Annotated in this window: 19 protein-coding genes and 2 pseudogenes; 12 read left to right on the top strand and 9 right to left on the bottom strand. The window is 65.1% G+C overall.

Going from position 1 to position 25,078, the window contains the following annotated elements; translation table 11 throughout:
- Positions 1–509: 509 nt before the first annotated feature.
- Entirely contained in the window at positions 510–1,166 is a 657-nt protein-coding gene (locus ACQUS7_RS12900; protein ID WP_435147521.1) for a class I SAM-dependent methyltransferase, read from the bottom strand.
- Between the two features lie 123 nt (positions 1,167–1,289).
- Here ACQUS7_RS12900 and ACQUS7_RS12895 point away from each other — a divergent pair, with 123 nt between their 5' ends.
- From ACQUS7_RS12895 to ACQUS7_RS12870, 6 genes are all read left to right on the top strand, one after another.
- Entirely contained in the window at positions 1,290–1,607 is a 318-nt protein-coding gene (locus ACQUS7_RS12895; protein ID WP_435124780.1) for a hypothetical protein, read from the top strand.
- Between the two features lie 187 nt (positions 1,608–1,794).
- The gene (locus tag ACQUS7_RS12890; protein ID WP_435147518.1) at positions 1,795–2,787 is read left to right on the top strand and encodes an ABC transporter ATP-binding protein; all 993 of its coding nucleotides are present in this window, start codon (positions 1,795–1,797) and stop codon (positions 2,785–2,787) included.
- The gene (locus ACQUS7_RS12885; protein WP_435147516.1) at positions 2,784–3,569 is read left to right on the top strand and encodes an ABC transporter permease; all 786 of its coding nucleotides are present in this window, start codon (positions 2,784–2,786) and stop codon (positions 3,567–3,569) included. Before ACQUS7_RS12890 ends, ACQUS7_RS12885 begins: the two co-directional genes overlap by 4 nt.
- Before the next feature lie 221 nt (positions 3,570–3,790).
- A complete protein-coding gene (locus ACQUS7_RS12880) occupies positions 3,791–4,426 on the top strand; it encodes a bifunctional 4-hydroxy-2-oxoglutarate aldolase/2-dehydro-3-deoxy-phosphogluconate aldolase (RefSeq protein ID WP_435124788.1) in 636 nt (211 codons plus the stop codon).
- Between the two features lie 237 nt (positions 4,427–4,663).
- Positions 4,664–5,572, top strand: coding sequence for a DUF4349 domain-containing protein (locus tag ACQUS7_RS12875; RefSeq protein ID WP_435147513.1), 909 nt, complete (start codon positions 4,664–4,666; stop codon positions 5,570–5,572).
- Between the two features lie 221 nt (positions 5,573–5,793).
- Positions 5,794–7,959: a prolyl oligopeptidase family serine peptidase gene (locus tag ACQUS7_RS12870; RefSeq protein WP_435147511.1), complete on the top strand. Its 2,166-nt coding sequence runs from the start codon at positions 5,794–5,796 to the stop codon at positions 7,957–7,959.
- 196 nt (positions 7,960–8,155) lie between these two features.
- Here the strand turns inward: ACQUS7_RS12870 and bioD are convergent, their stop codons facing one another.
- From bioD to bioB, 4 genes are read right to left on the bottom strand one after another with little or no spacing between them, the layout of a single operon-like run.
- Positions 8,156–8,815 carry a dethiobiotin synthase gene (gene bioD / locus ACQUS7_RS12865; protein ID WP_435147509.1) on the bottom strand — a complete coding sequence of 220 codons (660 nt, stop codon included), beginning with the start codon at positions 8,813–8,815 and terminating at the stop codon, positions 8,156–8,158.
- Positions 8,812–10,014, bottom strand: coding sequence for an aminotransferase class I/II-fold pyridoxal phosphate-dependent enzyme (locus tag ACQUS7_RS12860; protein WP_435147507.1), 1,203 nt, complete (start codon positions 10,012–10,014; stop codon positions 8,812–8,814). The genes bioD and ACQUS7_RS12860 overlap by 4 nt, the downstream gene beginning before the upstream one ends.
- Before the next feature lie 15 nt (positions 10,015–10,029).
- The gene (locus ACQUS7_RS12855; protein ID WP_435147505.1) at positions 10,030–11,076 is read right to left on the bottom strand and encodes a transcriptional regulator; all 1,047 of its coding nucleotides are present in this window, start codon (positions 11,074–11,076) and stop codon (positions 10,030–10,032) included.
- 21 nt (positions 11,077–11,097) lie between these two features.
- The gene (bioB, locus tag ACQUS7_RS12850) at positions 11,098–12,213 is read right to left on the bottom strand and encodes a biotin synthase BioB (protein WP_435147503.1); all 1,116 of its coding nucleotides are present in this window, start codon (positions 12,211–12,213) and stop codon (positions 11,098–11,100) included.
- A 73-nt stretch (positions 12,214–12,286) separates the two neighbouring features.
- Between bioB and ACQUS7_RS12845 the strand changes: the two genes are divergently transcribed.
- Positions 12,287–12,649 (top strand): ATP-binding protein, encoded by a 363-nt coding sequence (locus ACQUS7_RS12845; RefSeq protein ID WP_435147501.1) that lies wholly within the window; start codon positions 12,287–12,289, stop codon positions 12,647–12,649.
- Positions 12,650–12,849: 200 nt separating this feature from the next.
- Here ACQUS7_RS12845 and thiC read toward each other — a convergent pair whose 3' ends face one another.
- The 4 genes from thiC to nadA form a co-directional block, all read right to left on the bottom strand.
- Positions 12,850–14,298, bottom strand: coding sequence for a phosphomethylpyrimidine synthase ThiC (gene thiC, locus ACQUS7_RS12840; RefSeq protein WP_435147499.1), 1,449 nt, complete (start codon positions 14,296–14,298; stop codon positions 12,850–12,852).
- Positions 14,299–14,536: 238 nt separating this feature from the next.
- Positions 14,537–15,352, bottom strand: coding sequence for a carboxylating nicotinate-nucleotide diphosphorylase (gene nadC / locus ACQUS7_RS12835; protein ID WP_435147497.1), 816 nt, complete (start codon positions 15,350–15,352; stop codon positions 14,537–14,539).
- A gap of 12 nt (positions 15,353–15,364) precedes the next feature.
- Positions 15,365–16,858: an L-aspartate oxidase gene (locus ACQUS7_RS12830; protein ID WP_435147495.1), complete on the bottom strand. Its 1,494-nt coding sequence runs from the start codon at positions 16,856–16,858 to the stop codon at positions 15,365–15,367.
- A gap of 5 nt (positions 16,859–16,863) precedes the next feature.
- Positions 16,864–17,994, bottom strand: a complete 1,131-nt coding sequence (nadA, locus tag ACQUS7_RS12825; RefSeq protein ID WP_435147493.1) for a quinolinate synthase NadA — start codon at positions 17,992–17,994, stop codon at positions 16,864–16,866.
- Between the two features lie 365 nt (positions 17,995–18,359).
- On the opposite strand from nadA, the pseudogene ACQUS7_RS12820 reads away from it, so the two are divergent.
- From ACQUS7_RS12820 to ACQUS7_RS12800, 5 genes and pseudogenes are all read left to right on the top strand, one after another.
- Positions 18,360–20,055 (top strand): annotated as a pseudogene (locus ACQUS7_RS12820) (transposase).
- Between the two features lie 379 nt (positions 20,056–20,434).
- On the top strand, positions 20,435–21,646 hold the full coding sequence (locus tag ACQUS7_RS12815) for an ABC transporter substrate-binding protein (protein ID WP_435124793.1): 1,212 nt from the start codon (positions 20,435–20,437) through the stop codon (positions 21,644–21,646).
- A gap of 269 nt (positions 21,647–21,915) precedes the next feature.
- Positions 21,916–22,929, top strand: a complete 1,014-nt coding sequence (locus tag ACQUS7_RS12810) for a HEAT repeat domain-containing protein (RefSeq protein ID WP_435147491.1) — start codon at positions 21,916–21,918, stop codon at positions 22,927–22,929.
- Positions 22,930–23,032: 103 nt separating this feature from the next.
- Positions 23,033–24,400 carry an MATE family efflux transporter gene (locus ACQUS7_RS12805; RefSeq protein WP_435147489.1) on the top strand — a complete coding sequence of 456 codons (1,368 nt, stop codon included), beginning with the start codon at positions 23,033–23,035 and terminating at the stop codon, positions 24,398–24,400.
- Positions 24,401–24,499: 99 nt separating this feature from the next.
- Positions 24,500–25,075 (top strand): annotated as a pseudogene (locus ACQUS7_RS12800) (ABC transporter permease subunit); the annotation flags it as partial.
- Positions 25,076–25,078 lie beyond the last annotated feature (3 nt).

Below are 25,078 nucleotides of genomic sequence, written 5' to 3'. Positions count from 1 at the left end.
CGACGCGTTCTTCGAGGTCGTCGACTGGGAAGAACCCGCCGACCGCTACGAACACGCCGTCGAACTGTTCGAGTAACTCCCGCGTCGACCGCGACCTGGGCACCCCTCTGCCGGCGCGTCGCCGCCGACGGCGACGCTATCCGGGCTTTTTCGCGACGTTCGCGACCGCGGCAGCCGCTGCTCCGCCACGCGACCGGGCCGTGACTGGCCGCTGCTGTGCCGCCTGATTCCGGCCTCGACCGGCCGAATCCGGATTTGATAGCGCGGCATGTGGTTTATAGACGGTGCGGTCGAGCCACGAATCGGGACTCACGACCACAGTAGAAATCGAGTACTGCGTTCCGTGCGCCATGCTGGACCGCGCACGGGAGGGACAGGCGGCCGTGCTCTCGGAGTTCGGGCAGGCGGCCGACTCGGCGTGGCCGTCGCGGCGACATGTCACTGTCTCGTCGGTGCTGCGTGGCCGCCGCGCTGATTCTCCACTCCGTTCCGCGTCGCTCCGCTTCTGGCTACTCTCGGGACCCGTCCAGCTCCGCGGTGAGGTACAGCCACTCGGCATCTTCGTCGGCGTCGCTGACGCCTTCGTCGACGACGCGCTCGGCGGCGACGCGGAACCCCGCGTCGCGGAGCTGTGACTCCGTCGTCGTCCGCCCCGGGAACGACCACTCCATTCGGGCGCCGCCGCCGAGCCAGTCGTCGTTCGCGCCGGCCCAGCCCTCGTCGTCGACGGCGGCGGTCAGCAGCAGTCGGCCGCCCGGCCGGAGCACGCGCGCCAGCCCGTCGAACACCGCCGGGTGTTCGGCGGTCGGAACGTGGATGACCGAGTGCAGCGCCGTCGCCGCGTCGAACGCGTCGCTGGCGAGCGGGAGCGACGTCATGTCGGCGCGGAGGAGCGCCGCGTCCGTCCGCCCGCGGGCGTGAGCCAACTGCGCCGCCGAGAAGTCCAGCCCGACGCCGTCCGCGCCGGCGGGCATCCGGTCGAGCACCGGCGACCCCTGCCCGCAGCCGACGTCCAGCACCCGAGCGCCGGCGTCGACGTCCGCGAGGAACGACTCGACGACGGCGACGTCCGTCGGGTCGTCCTCCCGCTCGGCGACGTAGTCGTCGGCCATCGCGTCGTAGCCGTCACGGACCGCGGCCCGCTGTCTCCGGTCGTCGTCCGTCATCGCTCGGAAATCACGGGAGCGCGGTAAATGTCTTCGGCCGAATCGGCGCGAACGGCTCCGGAGACGTCGGAATCGGCCGAACGCCGAACTTTTTAGTCCCTGGCGTCACCACAAAGTATTCATATGGGAATTGGACCGAACGTCGTGTCGCGTCAGCTCGCCGGCGCCGTGATGGCGGTGACGGCGCCGCTGTCGCTGCCGGCGCTTCCGACCGTCTCCGAGTGGGCAGGGGGGCTCGGTTTCGCCGAGAACGCGGTCGGGGCGCTGCTGCTGTTCGTCGTCGCCGCGCGGTTCCTCACCGGGCTGCTGCTGTGGGTCCGCGACCGCGACGCCGCCGACCGCGGCCCAGGACGCGGCGCCGCCACGCACCGCGCGCAGCGAACCGCCGCCGGCTACGGACCGTTCCGCGGGACGATGCGCGCCGCCGCACCCACGCGGTGACGCCGCCGCCGACTGACTCTGACCGGCTCTGACGCGCTCCGACTCGCTTCGACGGCGCTTCGACTACCGCTCCCAGTCTCGTTCCGTTTCGCTCCGTTCTCCGGCGCAGTCCCCGGGTTTGTTTCGGACGTGGAGGCGGTGTCCCGGGTTCGACGCGCTTACGGTCGAACCGTCCCGACGGTTCCGCATGAGCGACGACGCGGCGGTTCACGCCGCAGACGTCCGGAAGACGTACGGGGAGACGGTCGCGCTCGACGGCGTGTCCCTCGCGGTCGAGCGCGGCGAGGTGTTCGGGCTCATCGGGCCGAACGGCGCCGGGAAGACGACGCTCGTCCGCGCGCTCACCGGGACCACCGCGGTCGACGGCGACGTCGCGGTGCTCGGCGACCCGCCGGCCGAGGTGGACCGCGCCGCGCTGGGCCTGCTGCCGCAGGAGTTCTCCCCGCCGGACCGGCTCACCGCCCGCGAACTCCTCGACTACTACGGCGGCCTCTACGACCGGAGCCGCCCCGTCGACGACGTGCTCGCGGACGTCGGGCTCGCCGCGGACGCCGACACGTGGTACGAGCGGCTCTCGGGCGGGCAGCGCCGCCGCGCCTGCGTCGGCCTCGCGCTCGTGAACGACCCGGACGTGCTGTTCCTCGACGAGCCGACGACCGGCATCGACCCGGCGGGCCGCCGCGACCTCTGGCGGCTGCTCGACGACCTCGCCGACGGCGGCACCACGGTGTTCCTGACGAGCCACTCGATGGACGAGGTCGAGCGGCTGGCCGACCGCGTCGCGCTGCTTCGCGACGGCGGAATCGTCGCCTCGGGCACCCCCGCCGAACTCGTCGCGGAGCACGGCGGCCCGGCGCGGCTCGTCGTCGGCGGCGAGGCCGTCGAATCCGGCGCTGACCCGCTGCGCGACGCCGGGTTCACGGTCGACGTCGGCGTCGACGAACTCGTCGTGGAGGGGCTCGACCCGACCCACGTCGGCGACGCCGCGAACGCGCTGTCGGACGCCGGCGTCGACTACGACTCGCTGACGTGGACCGAGCCGTCGCTGGAGGACGTCTACCTCCGGCTCACCGGCGAGGAGTTCGAGGGCACCTACACGCCCGGCGCGACGGTCGTCGAGGGCGGCCGCGACGGGACGCCCCACGAGGCGGCCGCCGGCGCCGCGGAGGTGGACGAGTGAGCCGAATCGACCGGGTTCGGGCGGAGGCGACGGCGTCAGCGCGGTCGTTCCTCCGGCGGAAGACGGCGATGTTCTTCACGTTCTTCTTCCCGGTCATCCTGGTCGTCATCTTCGGCGCGCTCGTCCGGACGCGGCCGGGCGGCGGCGGCCTGTTCGCCCAGCCCGCGGCGTACTACGTCCCGGGCTACCTCGGGACCGTCGTGCTGTTCACGCCGCTGTCCCGCGTCGGCAGCGAAATCGCCCGGCACCGCGACGGCAACCGGTTCGAGAAGCTGGCGACGACGCCGCTCACCCGGGCGGACTGGCTGCTGGCGCACACCGCCGTCAACGTCGGCGTCATCGGCGTCGCCGCCGCGCTCATCCTCGCGCTGACGCTGCTGCTCACCGGCGCGACGCTGCCGCTGACGCCGACGCTGCTGCTGCTCGTCCCGTTCGTCGTCGTCGACGTCGTGCTGTTCTGCGGCTTCGGCGCCGTCCTCGGCAGCCTCGCGGACTCACAGGACGGCGTCATCGCCGCCTCGAACACCATCGCGCTCCCGCTGCTGTTCCTCTCGGACACCTTCGTCGGCCCCGAACTGCTGCCGTCGTGGTTCCTGCCGGCGATGAACCTCTCGCCGCTCACCTACTTCGCCCGCGGCGTCCGCGCCGTCGTCTACCCGGCCGGCGTCGCCGCCGCCGACCCGTCGGCGCTCGGCATCGTCGCCGACTACGGCGTCCCGCTCGCCGCGCTCGCCGCGCTGTTCTTCGCCGCCGGCGCGTACGCCATCCCCCGGACCGACTGACGCTCCGATTCGGCGTACTGTACAGTGGTTTCTCGAAAACCAGAATCAGCGTGGAACTGCACGACTGAGAGACGATTCGGAGAATAACCGGGGAGGGTACCGGCGGAAGGAGTCGGAGCGCTGATGGAGGCGGAAGGAGTCGGAGCGCTGATGGAGGCGGTACGCCGTGCGTGCGGCCGCGACCACCCGGCTTTAAGCGAGCCGAGAATCTTCACTCGGCCATGAGTACGCTGGAGGAACTACGGGAGAGCGGCGTCGTGGCGGTGCTTCGCGGCGCGGAACCGGAGACGGTCGTCGACACCGCGGAGGCGCTCGTCGCCGGCGGCGTCACCGCGCTGGAAGTGACCGCCGACACCGCCGGGTCGACCGAGATGATTCGGACGCTGAGCGAGGAACTCGGCGACGAGGCGCTCGTCGGCGCCGGAACCGTGCTCGACGAGCCGACGGCGCAGTCGGCCATCGCCGCCGGCGCCGAGTTCGTCGTCGCGCCGTCGTTCGACGAGGGCGTCGTCGACGCCTGCAACCGCTACGGCGTCACGGTCGCCCCGGGCGTCATGACGCCGACGGAGGCCGTCGACGCCTTCGAGGCCGGCGCCGAACTGGTGAAGGTGTTCCCGGCGAAGACCGTCGGCCCCGACCACGTCGCCGCCATCAAGGGCCCGCTGTCGCAGATTCCCATCATGCCGACCGGCGGCGTCTCCCCGGAGAACGCCGGCGACTACATCGAGGCGGGCGCCGAGTGCGTCGGCGCCGGCTCCGCGCTCGTCGACCGCGACGCCGTCGACCGCGGCGACTTCGACGAACTCACCGCGCGCGCCGAGGAGTTCCGCGCCGTCATCGAAGACGCCCGGAACTGACCGCCCGCGCGACGACCCCTCCCGACGGCCGACGCGGGTTCGTGTTTCGACGAACCGGGCCTCGCTCTGCCTGCACTGCGCCGGGAATCTGGCTGGCACCTACTTTTGAGACGAACCGGCAGACTGCGCGGCGAGACGGAGCGACTCGGCGTCGACGTCGTTTCGGCGGCGCCCGAGGCTCAAACGGCCCTTTGACCTTCGCGAACGGTTACAGGGGCGGCCGGCTGAGGGTGTGGTATGGAGACGCACGAACACGGGCTGGCTGCGGTCGCGCTCGTCGTCCTCGTGGCGCTCGCGGGCTGTTCGGCGGGCGGCGGGTCAGCCGGCGGGTCGGCCGGCGACGCGGACACGCAGCTCGCCGGAGGCACCCCGGCCGCGACCGAGGTGGCGGAGGCGACGCCGACGCCCGCGGCCGGCGACTCCGGGGGCGGCTCGGGCGGCGTGAACGCGCAGGTGGACACGCGGAAGCTCATCAGGACCGCCCAGCTGACGGTCCGCGTCGACGACTTCGAGGAGTCGCGGCGGAACCTCACGCGGCTCGTCCGGCGGAACGGCGGCTACGTCGGCAGCGCGACCCAGGAGGTCCACGGCTCCGGCAACGACACCTGGACGACCGGGACGCTGACGCTGCGCGTCCCCGCCGGGAACTACTCCGGCGCGCTCGCCCGAATCGAGGCCGAAGGCACGGTGCTGTCGTCCGCCCAGCAGACGAAAGACGTCACGGGGCAGGTCGTCGACCTCCGCGCCCGACTGAAGAGCCTGAAGGCGGAGCGGAAGAAGCTCCGCGAACTGTACGAGCAGGCGAACGACACCGAGGACGTCCTCGCGGTCCAGCGCGAACTGTCCGAGGTGCAGACCGAAATCGAGCGCATCGAGGCGCGGCTGGAAAGCCTCCAGAACCGCGTCGCGTACGCCACTATCACGGTCGAACTCCGCGAGCCGCGGCCGGAGCCCGAGCCGCGCGACACGACGAACTGGTACGACACGCCGGTGACGCAGGCGTTCGTCGAGTCCATTCACGGCGTCGTCGTCGCCGGCCGCGCCGCCGTCGTGCTCGCCGCGTACGCGCTGCCGTACCTCGCCGTCCTCGCCGTTCCGACGCTCGCCGCCGTCCTGCTGTACCGGCGCGGCATCGACCTGCCGTAACCGAATCCACCTCCCGTAGCCGCGTCGACCTGCCGTAGCGGCACCGGCTTGTCGTCGCCCGCCGATCGGTCGGCAGCCGCACCGGACGCCGCGACGTCGCCGGCGCGGCGCTGACGATTCGCCGGCCAGTTTCTCCGTGTTCGGCGTCGTCCGGCCGCTGAGAGCCGGCCGGGACGGCCGGATGGAGAAGCTACTTCCCGGCGGCAGCGGCACGCAGGGCCGTGACAGCACTTCCGACCGAGGCGTTCGCCGACCTCACGCAGATTCAGTCGGTCGCCGTCGACCCCGCCGGCGACCGGGTCGCCTTCACGGCCCACGAGTTCGACGCCGACGAGGACGACCGAGTCGCGTCGCTGTTCGTCGCTCCGACCGACGGCGCCCGCGACCCGCACCGACTCACCCGCGTCGACGGCGCCTCCGCCCCGACCTGGGGTCCCGACGGCGACCGACTCGCCTTCATCGCCGCCCGCGAGAAGGACGTGGACCGCCGCGTCGGCCGCGACGACGCCGACGAGAACGGCGAATCCGCCGACGAAACCGACGAAGCCGACGAATCGAGCGACGGTGCCGCGGGCGACGAGGAGCCGACGCCGCAGGTGTGGCTGTTCGACCTCGCGCTCGGCGGCGACGCCCGCCAGGTCACCGACTTCGAGGAGGGCGCCGCGGAGTTCGACTGGAGCCCCGACGGCGACCGGCTCGTGGTCGCGGCGCGCGACCCGACCGACGCCGAACGCCGGTACCTCGACGGCAGAACCGACGGCGAGCCCGTCGAAACGGAGCGGCTCCAGCACAAGCTCGATGGCGTCGGCTACACCGACTCGGTGACGACGTACCTCCACGTCGTCGACGTCGACACCGGCGACGCGGACCGGCTCGACGACGCCTACGGCGGCGGCGCCTACCAGGACCTCTCCGGGATGGAGCCGGCGTGGGGCGACTCGGGCCGCATCGCGTTCACGTCGTGCCGCGCGGACGACCCGGACGACACGCTCGTCCGCGACGTGTTCACCATCGCCCCCGACGGCACCGGGCTGCGGCAGCTCACCGACTCGGACCGCTCCGCGAACAGCCCGGCGTGGTCGCCCTCCGGCGACCGGCTCGCGTTCGCCGCCGGCGACCCCGAGAACTGGTGCGTCCCGACGCAGGTGTACGTCTACGACGGCGGCGACTACGGCTCCGTGACCGCCGCGTTCGACCGGACGCTCGCCCGCGGCGCCGCCCCGCAGTGGGCCGACGAGGAGACGCTGTACGCGCTGTTCGCCGACGAGGCCCGCACCCGGCTCTGCCGCGTCGACGCCGACGGCGGCGTCACCCGCGTCTTCGAGGCGCAGGGCGACGACCGCGCGATGGCCGCCTTCGACTACCACGACGACCGCTGCGCGTTCGTGTTCAGCCACCCGTCGGACGGCCGCGACGTGTACGCCGTCGACGCCGACCACGTCGACGTCGCGGACGGCGGCGCGACCGGTACGGGCGACGCGGCCGCCGCGAGCGATGCGGGCGACGAGCCGTCGTCGCTGACCCGGCTCTCCGCCGTCAACGACGACCTCATCGACCAGTACTCGATGCCGGCGGTGCGGCGCGTCGAGTGGGAGAGCGACGGCCACGACATCTCCGGCGTCGTCTACCACGACCCCGACGTCGACCTCGAAGCCGGCGACCACCCGCTCGTCGTCGCCATCCACGGCGGCCCGCTCAGCTACGACGAACCGGTGTTCAGCTTCGACCACGCGGCGCTCACGTCCCGCGGCTACGTCGTCCTGCGGCCGAACTACCGCGGCGGCTCCAGCTACGGCCGCGACTTCGCGGAGGCGCTCCGCGGCAAGTGGGGCACCCACGAGGTCACAGACATCACGAACGGCGTCGAGTCGCTGACCGACCGCGGCTGGGTCGACGACGACCGCGTGTTCGGCTACGGCTTCAGCTACGGCGGCATCGCCCAGGGGTTCCTCGTCACGCAGGAACCGGACCTGTTCACCGCCGCCGCCCCCGAACACGGAATCTACGACCTCCGATCGGCGTACGGCACCGACGACTCGCACATCTGGATGGAGAACGAGTACGGCCTGCCGTGGGAGAACCCCGACGCCATCGACGCCTCGTCGGCCATCACGGACGCCGGCGCCATCGAGACGCCGCTGTTGGTCACCGCCGGCACCGAAGACTGGCGCTGCCCGCCCGGCCAGTCAGAGCAGCTGTACGTCGCCGCGAAAAAGCAGGGCGTCGACGCCCGACTCGTCCTGTACGAGGGAGAACACCACAACATCGGGACGCCGGACCGCGCGATTCACCGCCTCGACGAACTGTTCGCGTGGTACGACCGCCACGACCCCGCCGTCGACAATCCGGACGCGACGGACCCGCACGGCCGGAAGTCCGGGGAGTAGCGCGCCGAACCGCGTTTTCCGCCGAATGAGGCCGTCCTTCGTCCGTCGGAGCGCCGGGTCTACTCAGACGTAGTAAACCGTATGTCGCGATATCAAAGACGATTGGTCAGAAGTTGAGACTGTTCTTCTCAATGCATACGGCTTTGAGGCGAATCAATCCCGGAATCTGTCAATTCATCTGCGTCCGTCGTAGGCGCTATTCAGGTAATACGCTCGGCGGAAGGTTTTCCTTTACCGCTGTCACCGCTTTGCCCGGCGTGTCCAGGTCGAGTCCCGGCACTGTGTACACAGGCAGATCGACCATCGATTCGAGTACGTCGGGGTTCGTCCGCTCGGCGAGCGTTTCGCCAGCGTAATCGTTGAGGACGACACCGCACACGTCAAGACCGCGTCGTTCGAGAGCCTTGACGGTCAGCGCGCTGTGATTGAGCGTGCCGAGTCCCGAGCGTGCGACTACGAGCGTCGGTAATCCGAGATCGGCGGCTAGGTCGACGACCTCCTTCCCCTCAGCGAGCGGCACCCGGAGACCACCAACCCCTTCGACGACACCCAGGTCGGCAGCCTCTAGTTCGCTCCGACAACCCTGTAGGATCTCGTCGTAAGAGAGGGCGGCATCTTCTATGTCTGCGGCAACTGCCGGGGCAAGCGCGGGTTCGAGATAGCGCAGGCAGACACTGGCGTCCTCGCTTCCCGCGGCTTCGGCGACGAAGCCAGCGTCGTCGTCCGGTGGAAAGCCAGTCTGTGCGGGCTTGATACCGACTGCATCGCGGCCGCGGTCGCGGAGCCAGCCCACGAGGCCGGCAGTGATGACAGTCTTGCCGACACCTGTCCCGGTGCCAAGCACGAAGAGACTCATCGCAGCCCCACCTCCTCGCCGGCGGCCTCGAACGCGTCGAGACAGCGGTCGAGTTGCTCGCGCGTGTGTGCGGCTGTGGGAGCGACGCGCAGCCGTGACATCCCCACCGGAACGGTCGGCGGGCGGATGGCAGGGGCGAGCACCCCGCGGTCGCGGAGCGCTTCATCGAGCGCGACCGCATCCTCCCGGTCTCCGACCAGCACGGGCAGGATGTGGGTCTCACCGAGCACCTCGAAGCCGAGGTCCTCAAACCCCGACCGGAGGTAATCGGCGTGATCCTGGAGCGTCTGGGGGCGGTCCGTCTCCCGTGCGATACGTAGCGCCTCCTGTGCGGCACCCGCCGCAGGCGGGGAGAGCCCGGTCGAGAAGACGAACGAACGGGCCGCATTCGCCAGGTACTCGATGAGCATCTCATTCCCGGCGACGAACCCGCCCTGGGCACCGAGCGCCTTCGAGAGGGTCCCCAACTGGACATGAATCCGGTCTTCGAGTCCCAGCTGACCGACCATGCCGCCGTCGTACACGCCCGTCGCGTGGGCTTCGTCGACCATTACCCACGCGTCGTGGCGCTCGGCGGCCGAACATATCATTCTGAGTGGAGCGATGTCGCCATCCATGCTGAATACCGAATCTGTCACGACCAGCCAGGATTCCTCCCCATCTGCTTCGCGGGCACGGCGATCCATGGTCGCCTGGAGGTCGCTGGCGTCACAGTGGTCGTACACCTCGACATCGGCGCCGGAGAGCCGGCAGCCGTCGATGATGGAGGCATGGTTGAGTTCGTCGGAGAAGATCGCGTCGGGGGCGAGCGCCGTAATCGTCCCAATGTTGGCGGCGTACCCCGAGGAGAACGCCAGCGCACGCTCGGTTTCTTTCGATTTGACGAGTGCGTGTTCGAGCTTGCGGTGAGCGGATGTATCGCCCACGACGAGCCGGCTGGCGCCCGCGCCAGTGCCGACTTCATGGGCTGTCCGGGCGGCTGCCTCGGCCAGTCTGGCGTCTCCCGCGAGCCCGAGGTAGTCGTTGGCTGCGAACACCAGCATTTCCTCGGCATCGGCGTCGAAGGCCGGTACGTCGGCACCGGGGTCGGGCACCCGGCGAGCCCTCGGCTCGACACGGTCGACAGGAGCGAGGTCGCGACGGAGCCCACGCTCTTCCCGGGACTGGAGGCGTGCTTCGAGGTCGAACCCTCGATCCATCTGCTGCTGCACTGTTCAGAACCCGGGCATGAGCTCGGCAGGCCCGTAGACGCCGTAATCGCCGGTCCAGTTGCGGCGGACGGCAGCCTTCAGGTAGCCAAGTGCAGGGCCGTTCACGTTGGCTTCCATGCTCGTGTCGTCGTCGAGTTCGAACGTGTTGGTACCGATCTCGCCATCGAACGTGCGACCGGTGACTTTGACGGTCGTCGTTGTGGGCTTCTCGTCGTTGCGAAGGTCAAGGACGCCGCCGATGGTCACGTCCTCAGCGTCGCAGATGCCCGCCCGTTCGAGAAGCACGTCGTCGGCGTGCTCCATGTCGTTGAACTCGATGACGCCGTCGTGAGCGTCGACGATTTCCTCGATCTCCTCGTCCGAAAGGGCGCGTGCCGATTCGATGTCGTAGTCGGGGAGGTGGGCGATGTCCTCGCGGACGGTGCCGCGGTTGTCCTCGTAGCCGGACTTGAGGCCGACGCCCCACCAGATTTCGACCTCCTCGATCTCGATGAACGACTGGGCGGCGAGTGCCGCCGCTCCCGTGAGGAGGCCGGGTGTCGCGCCCGCACCGCAGACAAATGTGATGCCTGATTCTTCCAGTTGTTCCTCGCGGTCGTCGAGCATGCCGATGACACGTGAACGTTTGAGCACGTCGACGAGGACGCCCTCGTAGCCTGCGTTCGCGAAGCGCTCGGCGACAGTCGGAATGAAGTCGTGTTCGAGGTTCGGCAGCGCGATGAGTACCGCGTCGATGGCCTCGTGTTCGGCGATGATGTCCTCGATGGGCGTCTCCGTCGGCTCGGCGTGTGCGGAGGCGACGACGCCCTTGTCGTCGCCGTGTTCCTTGATGCCGTCACCGCCGGATTCAACGGTAGTCCCGCCGTCGGAAGCGATGTTTCCCTCCGTTGCGGCCAGCAGTTCGTCCACATCAAGGCCGTCGTGGTTGACGGCAACCCCATGGCGGTCGCAGGCTGCGATAGGGGTGAGTTCGTCTTTGTCCGCGGAGACTTCGAGTGCGCGACGGCCGATACCACCAGTGCCGAGAACGGCGAAGTTGATGTCGTTCATAGCTGTTGCTGTATCTCTGTGTTAGTCATCAGACAGTTCCGCCTTGCTCGTGGCTGTCCCGACCGCCGTATCCGCGGGGTCGGCCGAGTCGCCATCACGGGATTTCACTTCTTCCGGGTCGAAATCGTTGACCTCGGTATTGGGCTCCATGCCGGCCTGCTCCATCATCTCGATGTCGTCGCCGGGTGACTGGCCCTCGGTTGTGAGGTAGTTCCCGGTGAGGATGCCATCCGCGCCGGCCTCGAAGGGAAGGTGTTGCTCGTCCTCAGCGAAGTTGACCTCGCGACCGCCGGTGAGCCGCACTCGCGCGTGCGGGTGGAGCAGTCGGTAGACCGCGATGGTCTTGATGGTCTCCGCCGTCGAGATGAGTGCTTCCTCTCGGTCGTCGAACATCGTCCCGGCGACCGGATTGAGGATGTTGACGGGGAGCGAGGAGACCCCGATGTCCTGAAGCGCGATGGCCGCGTCCACGCGGTCGGTAGGCGATTCGCCCATGCCCAGGATAACGCCGGCACAGAGGTCCATACCGGCTTCCTTGGCGACTTCGAGCGTCTTCACGCGGTCTTCGAAGTCATGGGTCCCGACGATTTCGGGGAAGAAACGCGGCGAGGTTTCGATGTTGTGGTTGTAGTGATTGAGCCCTTCGTCCGCGAGAATCGCGGCCTCTTCTTCGGTGAGGATCCCGAGGGAGGCGTCGACTTCGACGTCGGTTTCGTCTCGTACTAAGCGGATTGCGCGGATGACGTCGTCCCACTCGTCGGGGCGTTTTTCCTTGGAGACGCCTTTCTCGGCGACGACGACGCCAAAGCGCTGGGCGCCGTCGCGTTCGGCCTGCTTGGCCGCCTTGAGGATTTCTTCGGGATCGAGAAAGCCGTAGGTGTCGATACCAGTGTCGAAGTGGACTGACTGCGCACAGAACCCACAGTCCTCTGCGCAGTTGCCCGCCTTCGCGTTCACGATGGAACACGCGTCGACAGTGTCGTCGCCAAGCTGGGAGCGGACTACGTCCGCTCCCTCGGCGAGGGGCTCGACCGGCTGGGCAATCAGTGCGAGTCCATCCCGGCGGTCGAGTGTCTCGCCGTCGAGTACGCGGGCGACAGCGTCGTCGACGGTGCGATTTCCTGTCTCGTAAACCACGCTAGCTAAGCCAGTTGACGAAGATATAATTCTTGGGTTTCCATTCACGGCAGTGCTCAGATAAGGATGGAGGGTGAGGCGGAGCGAGGTCGAGGCGATTGATCTGTCGAAGACAGTGAGTGAGTGCTGGCAGACCATTCCAACAGCCGATACGACGCTGGTCACCGACACAGAGCAAACGATTCAAGCTGATGCGAGTCGGCTCCGGCAAGTGGTGGAGAATTTGATTTGGAATGCGGTCGAATACGGGATTGCGGACGTGCCTATGACGATTGGTGAGTTGGAGGACGGCTTCTACGTGGCAGCCGATGGGCCGGGTATCTCTGAAGACGTAGGTGAGCAGGTGTTTGAATTGGAGGACTCAACCAACGGTGAGGGCCTGGGCTGTATATCGTCAAGCAGTTCGTTGACGCTCACGGGTGGGAGATCACCGTGACCGACAGCGACGAGGGAGGCGCACGATTCGAAATCACTAGTGTCCAGACTGATAGATAGACGCTCTGAGTCGGTCACGCTACAATGGTTGAAATAGACCGAGAAGAATCGCTAAGTACAGGATACATAGTCAGCACAGGTTTCGAAGTCGCGATCACTCGTATTGAGTAACCCAAAAATAAATTTCAGAACTATTGAAGGTTAATCGTCTGCGTGTGATTCTACAGGAGTAAATGTGACACCATTGATTTCTACTTCATCAGGAACGCGACTCGTGTCATGGGTTCCAACCGGCGGGAGATTCACATCCGCAGCAGGCGAAGTGTCAAGGTTAGTCTCGTCATTAATCGAAGACATCTCACCGTCGGCATCCCGTGCGTCCTGATCAATTCGCATCGAGCAGAACTGGACACCACACATCGAGCAGAAACGAGCTTCCTTGTAGTTGTCGCCAGGCAATGTCTGATCGTGGTATCCTTGGGCACGCTCGGGATCCAGTGCGAGTTCGAATTGCCTGCGCCAATCGAACTCGTAGCGCGCTTCGGAAAGTGCATCATCCCAGTCACGTGCACCCGGAAGATCATTCGCGACGTCAGCAGCGTGGGCTGCAATCCGATAGGCTGCGAGACCGTCTCTCACGTCCTCTTCGTCAGGGAGCCCGAGATGTTCCTTTGGTGTAACATAACACAACATCGCCGCTCCTGCACGAGCAGCCTCGGTCGCCCCAATCGCGCTTGTGATATGATCGTAGCCCGGCGCGACATCGGTGACTAGCGGACCGAGGACGTAGAATGGTGCACCGTCACAGACGTCTTGTTGGCGTTCGACGTTATCGGCGATCTCGTCTATTGGGACGTGTCCGGGGCCTTCAACCATGACTTGGACGCCGTGGTCCCATGCGGTCCGAGTCAGTTCGCCGAGTGTGTCGAGTTCGGCGAACTGGGCTTCGTCGCTCGCATCAGCGAGGCAACCGGGACGGAGTCCGTCGCCCAATGAGAACGTCACGTCGTGTTCCGCAAAAATTTCGCAGATTTCCTTAAACTTCGTGTACAGCGGGTTCTGCATCCCATTTTCTTCGATCCACTGGGATAGAATGGACCCCCCTCGTGAGACGATTCCAGTCTTTCGGCCGTCTGTCAGTGGAAGATGTTCCATCAGCACGCCTGCATGGATTGTCATATAATCGACGCCCTGCGTGGCTTGCTTCTCGATAATGTCGAGCAGCAGTTCGTGGGTAATCTCGGTGGGACTGTCAACACGCTTGACAGCCTCGTAAATCGGGACAGTTCCGACCGGCACGGGAGAATGCTCGATATTAGCGCTACGGATTTCATCAAGATCCTCGCCGGTTGAAAGGTCCATCACAGTGTCGGCACCATAGTGAACTGCAGTGTGAAGTTTCTGGAGTTCGCCTTCGATACCACTAGTCGTGTCGCTATTGCCAATGTTCGCGTTGACCTTTGTAGAAAATTCCCGTCCGATAATCATCGGGTCAAGCGATTCGTGCGCATGATTGTTCGGAATGACGGCTTGTCCGTCGGCAACCTGCTGTCGAACAAAGTCCGGATCACAGTTTTCGCGCTCGGCAATTCGTTTCATAGCGGACGTGATTTCGCCTGCTTTGGCCAGCTGGATCTGAGTCTTTGCCATCAATAACTAGGTTGTATTACTTAGTAATATAGCCTATGGGAAGGACGACTTGTATTCGCACTCCGTAGCGGAGTGAGATTTGAGTAAACTACTTTCTGTGAGCGTGTCATAGAAAAGTTCACGCACAGTTTCTTTCGGGGTAGTAACTAGCGAATCTCCTGCTAAACTCTCCCGCCTATTCAGCAGACAATTCGTGACAGGTTCGGATAGATCGCGGGTTAAAATGGCTCTTCGTACTCTATACAGTTCGGAAAGAATAATCGAGTGCGGGAGCAGAGTGTGTCAAACTACCTAGTGATATTATATCGACGCCTGTTCCAGCGTACTCAGGAAGTGTCTCGATGGTGATGCCGCCAGAAGCTTCTGTGAGCACCTCCGTGTCAAGTCCGGTGAGCGATTCCACTGCCTGCTTCGTTTCCGCTGGCGACATATTGTCGAGAAGAATAACGTCAGCCCCTGCGGTGGCAGCCCGTAAGGCATCTTCCGGCGTCTCGACTTCAACTTCAACTTTAGTGCTGAAGGATGCTCGTTCGCGGAAGCGATGGATCGCGTCTTCCAGACCCAGTTCGGCCACGTGATTGTCCTTCACCATGACCATATGTGAGAGGTCGAGTCGATGAGTGTCACCTCCACCAGCCACGACGGCACGCTTTTCGATTCCCCGAAGACCTGGTGTCGTCTTGCGCGTACAAGCGATTCGGACAGTATCGTCGACTTCTCTGGCGGACTCGACGGCTGTTCGAGTCCGAGTTGCGATCCCCGAAGCGTGTCCCGCGATATTCACAGCCACTCGTTCCCCACGCAACACATCGCGGGCTCTCCCCTGCACTTCAAGGACGACTGTTCTCGAATCGATTTGGTCTCCAACGTCGACAGGCATCCTCACATCGAGGCCGAGATACTCGAAGACTGCCGACGCGGCGTCGAGTCCGGCAACCACTCCTGACTCCTTCGCGAGGAGCCGTCCCGTCGTCGTGCCTGGAACGTCGTTTGTCACGTCGTGATGACCGAGATCCTCCTGCAGCCAAGATTCGATTTGTGAATCGGCTATCATATAGGTCCTTATTCAGTCGCCCTCGATTCGGGACTCGGTAGTTATCAGGTTGTGCGTGCCAACCGACTTGCCGTTCTCGGACGCGGCCCGCGCAATCATCAGTGCCGTTATCGAAGCGTTACGGAGTTCATAGAGTGATCGTGAAGTCCGCGTCCGCACATACGCATCGACCTCTCCTTTCAGTCTACGAAGGACCGACAGCGCACGGTTCAACTCCTGGGGATCACGCTCCAGGCCGACGTATTCGTCCATGACTCTTCGAAGCCGGATGAACTTCTCGCGAGCAAAGTTTGGAGGGAGATTGGGATCCCGTTCGAGGAGTTCGGGCGCTTCGATTATTTCGACATCCGAGCCAGCTGCGTCTTCTCCTGCTCGCAGTCCCCAGACGAGCCCCTCGAGCAGGCTGGTACTCGCCAGCCTGTTCGCACCGTGCACACCAGTGCGGGAACACTCACCGACAGCATAGAGGCGATCAAGCGTCGTCCGGCCCCATTCGTCGACGGCGATACCGCCACACAGGAAGTGTTCGGCAGGGGCAACTGGGATACCGTCGTCCCATTCGATATCCCGCTCCTCGCATTTTGTAGCGAGGTCGGGGAATTCCTCTTCAAAGTCCAGCGGCGAGACGTCGAGAACGACCTCGCCGGTGTGATCACGCTCGTGTTTCACAGCACGAGCGACCACGTCTCGGGGCGCAAGTTCTGCGTCGTCGTGAATGTTAGGCATGAAGCGCTCCGCAGTTCCGTTGCGGAGGACGGCACCTTCCCCTCGTACTGCTTCGCTTACGAGGAACGGATCGTCGTCGGCCACACACACCGTCGGATGGAATTGAACGTATTCCATATCTTCTGTGTCGGCCCCTGCTAGTGCGGCCATGGCGATCCCGTCGCCTGTCGACCCGTTGGGGTTTGTAGTACGCGGATAAAGATCACCGATACCGCCGGTCGCGAGTACTGTAGCCCCAGCATAGTAGGGTTCGAACTCACCATCGGTTTCGAGGATCGCACCGTGAACCCGCCCTTCGTGGTGTATGAGTTCGAGAGCTGCGGTGTCCTCTAATACTTCGATGTGGTCGTGGTCAGCGGCGTAGTTGAGGAAGGGGACGTGGATATGTTTCCCAGTCGAGGCGTCGACGTGAAGAATACGCGCCTCATCATGGGCGGCCTCACGCCCGAAATCGTACCGATCGCCGTTGGTATCGAACTTCACGTCAAGCGTCTCGACAAGGATGTCTCGGACGGCCTCGTTGGCGTTTTCGACGAGAACCTCAACGGCTTCAGGATCTGCTGTTCCCGAACTCGCCGTGAGGATATCTTGCTTAAACTGCGCAGGGTCGTCTCGCGCAATTGCGATCCCGCCCTGGGCCCACCACGAGGAGGCCCCCTCTGGACGTGTGGCCTTTGTGGCGAGTGTTACTTCTGTTCCCTCCCGGGCTGCACCGACAGCGGCGGCAAGACCTGCGATCCCACTCCCGATAACGAGTACCTCGGTGGTTCGTTCACTCATGGTGATTAGATTTCGAGCATGCGGTCGAGACCGACCTGCGCGAGGTCTTTCGTCTCAGGATCGACCTCGATAACGTTTCGCTCGCGACCTTCGGTCAACTCTTCGAGCACCCACACGAGGTAGTTGGGGTCGATCTGGCGCATGGCGTTGCAGTCCATGCACGCCTCCCCACAGAGCGGTAGCACCTCAACCTCGGGATGCCAGCGATCGAGATGGTTCGTGAGATGGATCTCGGTTCCGATTGCCCACGTCTCGCCGGGGTCTGCCTCCTCGATAGTCTGGGTAATTGTCGCGGTCGACCCGACGACATCAGCGGCTTCGACGACCTCTCGGCGACACTCCGGATGGACGACGACATTCGCGTCGGGATGCTGGTCACGAATCTTCTCGATGTGGTCCGTGCGGAATCGTTCGTGGACCTGGCAGTAGCCTTCCCAGAGGATGATGTCATTTTCGACCGCCTTTCGGGCATCTTTTGACTCGGGATCCCACGGATCCCACTCGACAATCTCATCTTCCATTCCCAACCGGTGAGCCGTGTTCTCCCCCAGGTGCTTATCGGGGAGGAACAGCACTTTGTCGCCTTTCTGGAAGGCGTATTCGAAGGCCTTGTGCGCGTTCGAGGACGTACAAACTAATCCGCCCTGTTCGGCGCAGAATGCCTTCAAGTCCGCATAGGAGTTCATGTACGTGATTGGGATGATCTCTTCGTTCGTCGCGGCGGTTATCTCTGCCCACGCAGCGTCGACCTGAAGCGCTTCCGCCATGCCTGCCATCGGACATGACGCTTCCATCGAAGGAAGAATCACAGTCTGGGCCTCACTCGTGATGATATCCGCTGACTCGGCCATGAATGTCACCCCTCCGAAGATTACGTATTTCGCGTCGGCATTCGCGGCTTGCTTGCTCAACTGGTAGGAGTCACCCACGAAGTCGGCATGTTCGACGATTTCGCGGCGTTGATAGTTGTGACCGAGAATCACCACGTCGTCGCCAAGTTCATCGAGCGCCGCTTCGATGCGGTCCGTTCGCTCGGTCTCTTCCAGTGTTCTGTACTCGGAAGGTAACTGTTCAAGATTGTCGTATTTGAATAAACTAAGATCTGTTTCGAATGCTGCTGTTTCCATTTCTGGCATGTATATCCTCTTCTCGGTGTCTGTACCCTACAAAGACAGATGTTGAAAAATATTTGCCTTCAAACAGTAATCGTGGAGACTATCCTAATACTTCTATTCGTGTTCGGTTACCACTGCCAGCAATATTTTCCGTGTAGGTGTGACTGTACTTATTCGCTGAATTCTCCGAATTCGGCAGTTTGAACGGACTCAGTCAGAGCCGGTACGGGGACAATCTGGCATTCTCGACCCTAACCGAACACGGATGACATCTTGCACGCTGTTCTTGACAGTCACTAGATGGTTCAACCCACGGCATGTTAATTAGTTCCTCTATACTGATCAGTTAGACGGATTCTTGGCCGGGTCGTGGCGAGTATCTCGTAGTGGTTGCGACCTGTGAGTCACAGCGCACGGTCTTTCGACGAATCGCTCAACAGCCGTACGTCCAGTGGCCAGTCTATGATTCGACGCCGTTGTACGATCGAACCTCACTCGCCGGTTTAGAATCGGATATTCAAATCGTCTCGGAAGTCTGGTTTACTCACCACGAACACGACTCACTGGAGCAGTTCATCTGCACACTCCCAATAGCCTACTTCAGATTCGAGGCCCACGACCGCTACGGAAGATCGACATGCTACGAGATGGACACCCTCTTTCGCGTGTTCGTGCTGAAAGAACTCCACGGATGGGACCACGAGACGGCACTCGTCGAATTCCTCGAGTGCCACCCTGAACTTCGCGAGCAACTCGAGCTCGATAGAATTCCGAATCAGTCGACGCTGTGGCGCAGCTGGCACGAGCGCTTTACGCGAGATCTCCGCGAGACGGTCCAGAAAGCGGCTCGAACGATCTTGATCAAAGCGCAGAACGCGGGTGTCGCTGTACCACGCGGGTGTCGCTGTACCACGCAAACCAGAACGAAACCTCCCGGAACGAGGCGACGACGCTACTGAATCGGACCCTGACGACCAGGCCATCCTCGACGAGGCAGGGACGGTTACCAAGCACGTCAACCGCGTCGTGTTCCCCGCATTCTCGCTCAATCGTGGCGAGGGCTGTGAGATACACGAGAACGCCTACTGGGGCTTACAGACCTATCTCGGGCTCCGAGAGAACTTGGCCGCCAACGAGGGCGCTCGCAGCTTCCTCCACGAGTCGACGCGTGATCGGACACCACTCGGACACGGCCACCGCGACCAGATTCGTGACCTCCCGATCGAGCAGATCCGCGAGATGTACCGACAGGCAGTCCAGCAACTCACCAACGAACTTGCGGGGACGGAGGAGTTCTTCCGAGCTGGAATCGTCGCGATCGACATTACCGAGGACGACCCCTTTACCGGCGACCGCACCGGCCACGAGGACGAGATTATCGGGACGAAGGAGAAGAACGACGAATACGCCTACCAGTGGGCGACAGTCCAGCTGGTCGGCAACGCTGTTCCACTTGTCCTTGATGCCCGCCCGGTACGGAAAGGCGAGTCACGTAAGGAGATCGTCGAGGACCTGCTCGAATCCGCTGAGGACCTCGTTCACGTCGATAACGTCCTGATGGACCGGGAGTTTGATAGTCAGCACATCCTGGAGATGATCAGCCAGCGTGGACTCTCCTACGTCGTGCCGAAACGGATGCAGACCAGCGAAAAAGCCCAGGCCAAGCGGTTGCTCCAGCGCGATCAAGACCGGTACGAGACCGACCGGAAGCTCCATCTCGGGAACAACGAGTGGCACGAGACGACGCTGATCTACCGCCGGAAAGAAGACTCTGAGCACGACGACTATCGACAGTACTCGGTGTTCATGTCCAACCGGGGTGGCGGTTTTCTCAGTGAGTACGGCTACCGGTGGGAGATTGAGAGCGGCTATCGGTCGATCAAGCGATTCATGGCTGCGACGACATCTACGGATTTCGGGTTGCGGTTCTTCTACTTCGCGTTCGCCTGTTTGTTGTACTCGATTTGGCGAGCGGTCGATCTACTCGTCCAAGTCGAGTTGACGGGTGAGTACGAACACTCACCCATTGTGACGGCCGATAATACGCTTACGCTGTTGAAGAAGGAGACAGGAATTGGGTAGTACGGTGCTCTACTCGTGTTAGAGCGTCGTCTGAGTGGCAACGCTATCGAAAGTTGTAGAAAATCGCCCAGATAGTAAGAAATCCAACAGGAATGGTAGTTTAGAGAGCGTTCTGAAGCAGTTTCCACTCACAAATTCGCCCGAAACCACGCATTACAGCCCCGCTAAACCCGCCGTAGTCTCAACTTCCGCGATTGGTACAGCGGCTGTTTGAAGCGGCACCAGTTCTGACTTCGCGCTGAGCTACTCGGACGCTTCGACCCGATTTTCAGGGGACGAGGGCAAAGCGCGCAGCCACCACTGCTCGTTTCTCGTCCCTCTCCGTTTTGGCGTGCCTAAATCGGTGGCTTTTACATCTGTTTAGGCTAGCCTAATCCTCGTGTCCGAACCTGACGACTCAAACGAGGGAGTCGCCCGACGCGAGTACCTGAAATACGGCGCTGCGCTCGTCGCAGGCGGAGGTCTCGCCGGCTGTCTGGGACAGTCTGGCTCCGGGACAGCACCGGCGGGGTCGACGCCGGGAACGGCGACCGGCGCCGAGTCCGCGACTACGACGACCGGTGAGGCCGGGGAAACGACCGCAGCAGACACGCCGTACTCCGTGACAATCGAGCCCGCTGGCGAAGTAACCTTTCAGTCCGTCCCCGAAACGTGGGTCGCAGAAAACGCCAGTTGGGCCGACATGGGCGTCGCCCTCGGGCTCGACAAACCGAGTGCGGTGGTGCTCACCAGCGAGTACCGAACCTGGCACTACGCGGACGTCCCGGGTCTCTCCGCGAGCAAAGACGACATGGTCTCCCTCTGGCAGGACGGAATCGCGAAGGAACTCTTCTTGGAAATCGACGCTGGCGTCCACTTCATCGACCCGAACTACATGGTCAATCTCATCCCGAAGTGGGAGCGCGCGGACGTCGAAGAGATGAGCGACCGGGTCGGTCCGTTCTGCGGGAACACGAGCTTCTCGACGTACCCCTGGCACGAGAACTATCCGTATTTCAGCCTGTACGAGGCCACCGAGAAGGTCGCTCGCGTCTTCCGACGAATGGACCGGTATCGCGCGCTCGTCGAACTACACAGCCAGTTCCTCGAGCGGATTCAACAGCGGCTCCCCCCGGAGAGCGAGCGGCCCGCAATCGCGCTCCTCTCCCCGGGGTCCACCGAGCCCGAACAGTTCTATCCGTACCGGCTCGGCGAGACGACCGCGTACAAACACTGGCACGACCTTGGGGTTGCGGACGCGCTGGACGGAACGGACATTCGGAGTTTCACCTCGAACCGGGGCACCATCGACTACGAGGCGCTGCTGGAGGTCGACCCGGAAGTGCTGATGTTTTACACCGACAAACACTGGAGTCGGACGGAGTTCCGAGGCCAGTACCTGGAGTTCCTTCGGAACCACGACACGGCTCGTGAACTGACGGCGGTGCAGAACGGCGAGGTCTATCCTGCTGGCGGGATGTATCAGGGGCCGATCATCAACCTCTCGAAGACGGAGCGAGCCGCGAAACAGCTGTTCTCCGAGGAGTTCGGTCGGGACGAACGGCTCTTCGACCGCCAGCGGATCGCAGACATCCGAAATGGGGACATCTAGAGGAGGGAACACCCGGAAGCCGGTCGTCGGGCGGAGCGGGAGTCGCCTCCGGGTCGAACCGCTCGGGTTCCGATACGGGCCGTCGCTGCCCCGCGCATCCGAACTTGTCGAACGTTTCGGAGCCACCGAGCGGGCGGAAATTTGGCGTGAATCGCCGGCGCGTCGGGAACCGTCCTGCGGCCGGCGACGGACTCGGCGCGGCCGGCGCGCCGACCACCGCCACTTATCCGCGTTCCACGGCGATACGCTCCGAGGAGGAGAACGAGGACATGGAGGAGTCTGACCCCGACTCGCCGGCGGAGCACCTCCTGGAGCTGGTCGAGGAGGGCGCAAACGAGGACGCACGAGCGTATCTCGCCCGACTCGAAGCGGAAGGCCCAGCGGACCGGAAGGAGGCGCTCCGCGAACTGCGGCGCCTCGCCGACGACCGCCCGACCGCCTGCTCCCGGCTCTGCGGTGCGCTCACGCCGTATCTCACCGACGACGAGCGGCCCGTCCGTCTCACCACCACGAAGCTGTTCGTCGCCGTCGCGGACGGCGAGCCGGACGCGGTCGTCCCCGCTGTTTCGGCGCTCGCCGAGCGGCTCGCCGACGAGGACGAATTCTACTACGTCCGCGCCCGGGCCGCGGAGGCGCTCGGGTACGTCGCGCTCGAACACCCCGACGCGGTCGCGTCGCCGGAGATGCTCGCTGACCTGCGCGTCGGGCTCTCGTTCGACGAACCCGAGGTGAAAGCGAAGCTGGCGAAAGCCCTCGAATACGTGGCGCTCGGCAGCCCGCGCCGACTCCGTCATCAGGTCTCGGCCCTCCTCGAACACGTCGCCGACGGGAACGAACTCGTCCGATACCACCTGTGTACGGCCGCGACTGTCGTCGGCTGTGAGTATCCGGCCGCGCTCGACGACGTGCGAGCGGAGCTCAGCGGGCGGCTCGGCGACGAGAACGCCTTCGTTCGGGGTCGAGCCGCCGAGGCGTTCGGCGTCCTGGCCCGCGCGGACGCCGGAGGCGCGTCGCTCCCGGAATCGGCGCTCGCGGCGCTGGAAGACGACGACGAGCCGTTCGTCACGGCGCGGGCACGCTTCGCTCTGAGCGCCTCGACCCCCCGAGAGAACCGGGAGACGACGCCCGACGAAATCGGGACTGTCGAGGGAATCCGGGAGACGACCGCCGACGCCGTCGACGAACTCAGGTCACCCGACGGCGATGGTGCCTGCCCCAACTGCGGGCTGGCGCTCCCCGAAGCCGGCCCACCGGTGTGCCCCCAGTGCGGCACGCCACGCTGACGGTACGCGACGGCTCGCGTGCAGTAGGCCGCGCCGCCACTTCCGGCGGCCTTCGGCGGTCAAGCAAAACCGTTAACGTATCGCGACAGACACGAATCCTCGGATGATTCCCGCAGCGTGGCGTCGCCTCTGGCGGCGCGCCCTCCGACTCGGCGTCCCCGCGACGGGCCAGTCCGTCGCCCACGAACTCATGCGGACCATCGACGTCGTCGTCACCGCCGCGCTCTCCCCCGCCGCGGTCGTCGCCATCGGCATCGCGGACCTCTACACGAGCCTCCCGGAGCGAATCGGCGGCGGCGTCGTCGGCGCGGCGAGCATCCTCGCGGCGCAGGACACCGGGGCGGGCGCCGACGCGAACCGCGACGAGACGCTGACGCAGGCCGCGCTCATCTCGGCGGCGGTCGTGCTCCCGTTTGCCGTCGTCGGATTCGGGTTCGGCGCCGGCATCCTGCGGCTGGTCGGCACCGACGCCGAGGCGGCCCGGAAGGGCGGCGTCTACCTCGCCGTCATCGCGCCGACGCTCCCGATGAACGCGGTCCGCGGCACCGTCGCCGCCGCGCTCCGCGGCACCGGCGACACGAAGACGCCGATGTACGTCAGCGTCCCGACGGACGCGCTGAACGCCGCCGGCTCCGTCGTGTTCGGCCTCGGCGTCCTCGGCGCGCCGCGGCTCGGCGTCGCCGGCGTCGCGGCCGCGACGCTCGTCTCCACGGCGCTCGCCGCGGTCGCACTCGTCGCATACGCCGTGTTCCGGTCGCCGCTCGAGTTCGTGTGGCCGTCGAACTGGACGGTCGCGAGCCAGCTCGTCCGGCTCGCCGCCCCCAAGAGCGCCGCCGGCGCCGTCACGACGCTCGCCGTGTTCCCGTTCAACACGCTGCTGCTCGGGTTCGGCACCGCGGTGAACGCCGGCTACCAGCTCGCGTGGCGGGTCTACTCGCAGCTCATCGGCCCGATCGGGTCGGGCGTCGGCACCGCCACGAGCGTCATCGTCGGGCAGGCGGTCGGAAGCGGCGACCGCGAGGAGACCCGGACGGCGGTTCGCGCGCTGCTCGCGCTCGGCGCAGCGGTCGCGGTCACGCTCGGCGCCGGCACCGTTCTCGCCGCCCGCCCCCTCGCCGCGCTCCTCACGGACGACGCCGCGGTCGTCGCGTCCGCAGCCGCCTTCATCGCGGTTCACGGCGTCGTCGCCGCCGTCGGCATCACGAACGTCACGGCGTCCGCCGTCCTCGACGCGGGCAGCGAAACCCGAATCCCGCTCGCGTCGCGGCTCCTCGGCATGGTCGGCGGCATGGTCGGCGTCTCCTGGGCGCTCGCACGCGGCCTCCACCTCGGGGTCGTCGGCGCGTACGCCGGCTTGGTCGCCTGCTACGTCCTGATGCTCGCCGTCTCCGCCTGGGGAGTGAGCCGGGCCGACTGGCTCGGCCGCGCCGCCACGCTGCTCGACGAACGCGGCAGCACGACCGACCGGTGAGCGCAGGAGCCGTCTGCCCCCGGTCCCGCTGCCCGTGCGCCGCGTCGGTCAGTTCTCGTCGGCGGTCAGCGACGACCCGGTGTCGAGCGCGTCGGCCGCGTCGTCTCGGCGGTCGCGTACACGGCGTCCGGCGTCCCGAGCTTCTGGCTGGCGGCGGTGCTGCTCGCGCTCGTCGGCACCGCGTTCGGCTGGGACGCGACCGGCTGGGAGTCCGGGCCGTGGCCGGCGAAGTACTGGCTCCGGATGGCGCTCCCGGCGCTGGTGACCGCGACCGGGACGCTCGCGGCCGCCCACCGCCAGACGCGGTCGAACGCGCTCGCGCGCCGCGACGACGACTACGCGAAGCTGGTGGCTGCGACCGGCGCCGGCTCCGTCGCGACGGCGCGCCACCTCGTCAGGCCCGCCGTCGTCCCGCTGTTCACGCTGCTGTACGGCGACCTGCTCGCCGCGCTCGTCGTCACCGTCTACGTCGTCGAGTACGCGTTCGGTATCCCCGGAATCGGCGCGCTGAGTTACAGCGCCATCCGCGCACGCGACGTCCCGCTCGTCCTCGGCACGACGTTCGTCATCGTCCTCGTCGGCGTCGCCGGGTCGTGGCTGCAGGACGTCCTCCACGCCGTGTTGGACCCGCGCGTCCGCGACGAGAACGGCGCGGGGTCCGCGGGCGGTGACTGACGC

The organism is Halobaculum sp. P14 (assembly GCF_051195155.1).
Taxonomy (GTDB): Archaea; Halobacteriota; Halobacteria; order Halobacteriales; family Haloferacaceae; genus JBNTKA01.
This window is presented reverse-complemented; position numbering and strand designations above follow the sequence as displayed.

Bases quoted from the DNA above. Each gene is read 5' to 3' on its own strand.
- ACQUS7_RS12900 (WP_435147521.1), bottom strand. From the start codon at position 1,166: ATGACGGACGACGACCGGAGACAGCGGGCCGCGGTCCGTGACGGCTAC.
- ACQUS7_RS12895 (WP_435124780.1), top strand. From the start codon at position 1,290: ATGGGAATTGGACCGAACGTCGTGTCGCGTCAGCTCGCCGGCGCCGTG.
- ACQUS7_RS12890 (WP_435147518.1), top strand. From the start codon at position 1,795: ATGAGCGACGACGCGGCGGTTCACGCCGCAGACGTCCGGAAGACGTAC.
- ACQUS7_RS12880 (WP_435124788.1), top strand. From the start codon at position 3,791: ATGAGTACGCTGGAGGAACTACGGGAGAGCGGCGTCGTGGCGGTGCTT.
- ACQUS7_RS12875 (WP_435147513.1), top strand. From the start codon at position 4,664: ATGGAGACGCACGAACACGGGCTGGCTGCGGTCGCGCTCGTCGTCCTC.
- bioD (WP_435147509.1), bottom strand. From the start codon at position 8,815: ATGAGTCTCTTCGTGCTTGGCACCGGGACAGGTGTCGGCAAGACTGTC.
- ACQUS7_RS12860 (WP_435147507.1), bottom strand. From the start codon at position 10,014: ATGGATCGAGGGTTCGACCTCGAAGCACGCCTCCAGTCCCGGGAAGAG.
- ACQUS7_RS12855 (WP_435147505.1), bottom strand. From the start codon at position 11,076: ATGAACGACATCAACTTCGCCGTTCTCGGCACTGGTGGTATCGGCCGT.
- thiC (WP_435147499.1), bottom strand. From the start codon at position 14,298: ATGGCAAAGACTCAGATCCAGCTGGCCAAAGCAGGCGAAATCACGTCC.
- nadC (WP_435147497.1), bottom strand. From the start codon at position 15,352: ATGATAGCCGATTCACAAATCGAATCTTGGCTGCAGGAGGATCTCGGT.
- ACQUS7_RS12830 (WP_435147495.1), bottom strand. From the start codon at position 16,858: ATGAGTGAACGAACCACCGAGGTACTCGTTATCGGGAGTGGGATCGCA.
- nadA (WP_435147493.1), bottom strand. From the start codon at position 17,994: ATGCCAGAAATGGAAACAGCAGCATTCGAAACAGATCTTAGTTTATTC.
- ACQUS7_RS12810 (WP_435147491.1), top strand. From the start codon at position 21,916: ATGGAGGAGTCTGACCCCGACTCGCCGGCGGAGCACCTCCTGGAGCTG.
- ACQUS7_RS12805 (WP_435147489.1), top strand. From the start codon at position 23,033: ATGATTCCCGCAGCGTGGCGTCGCCTCTGGCGGCGCGCCCTCCGACTC.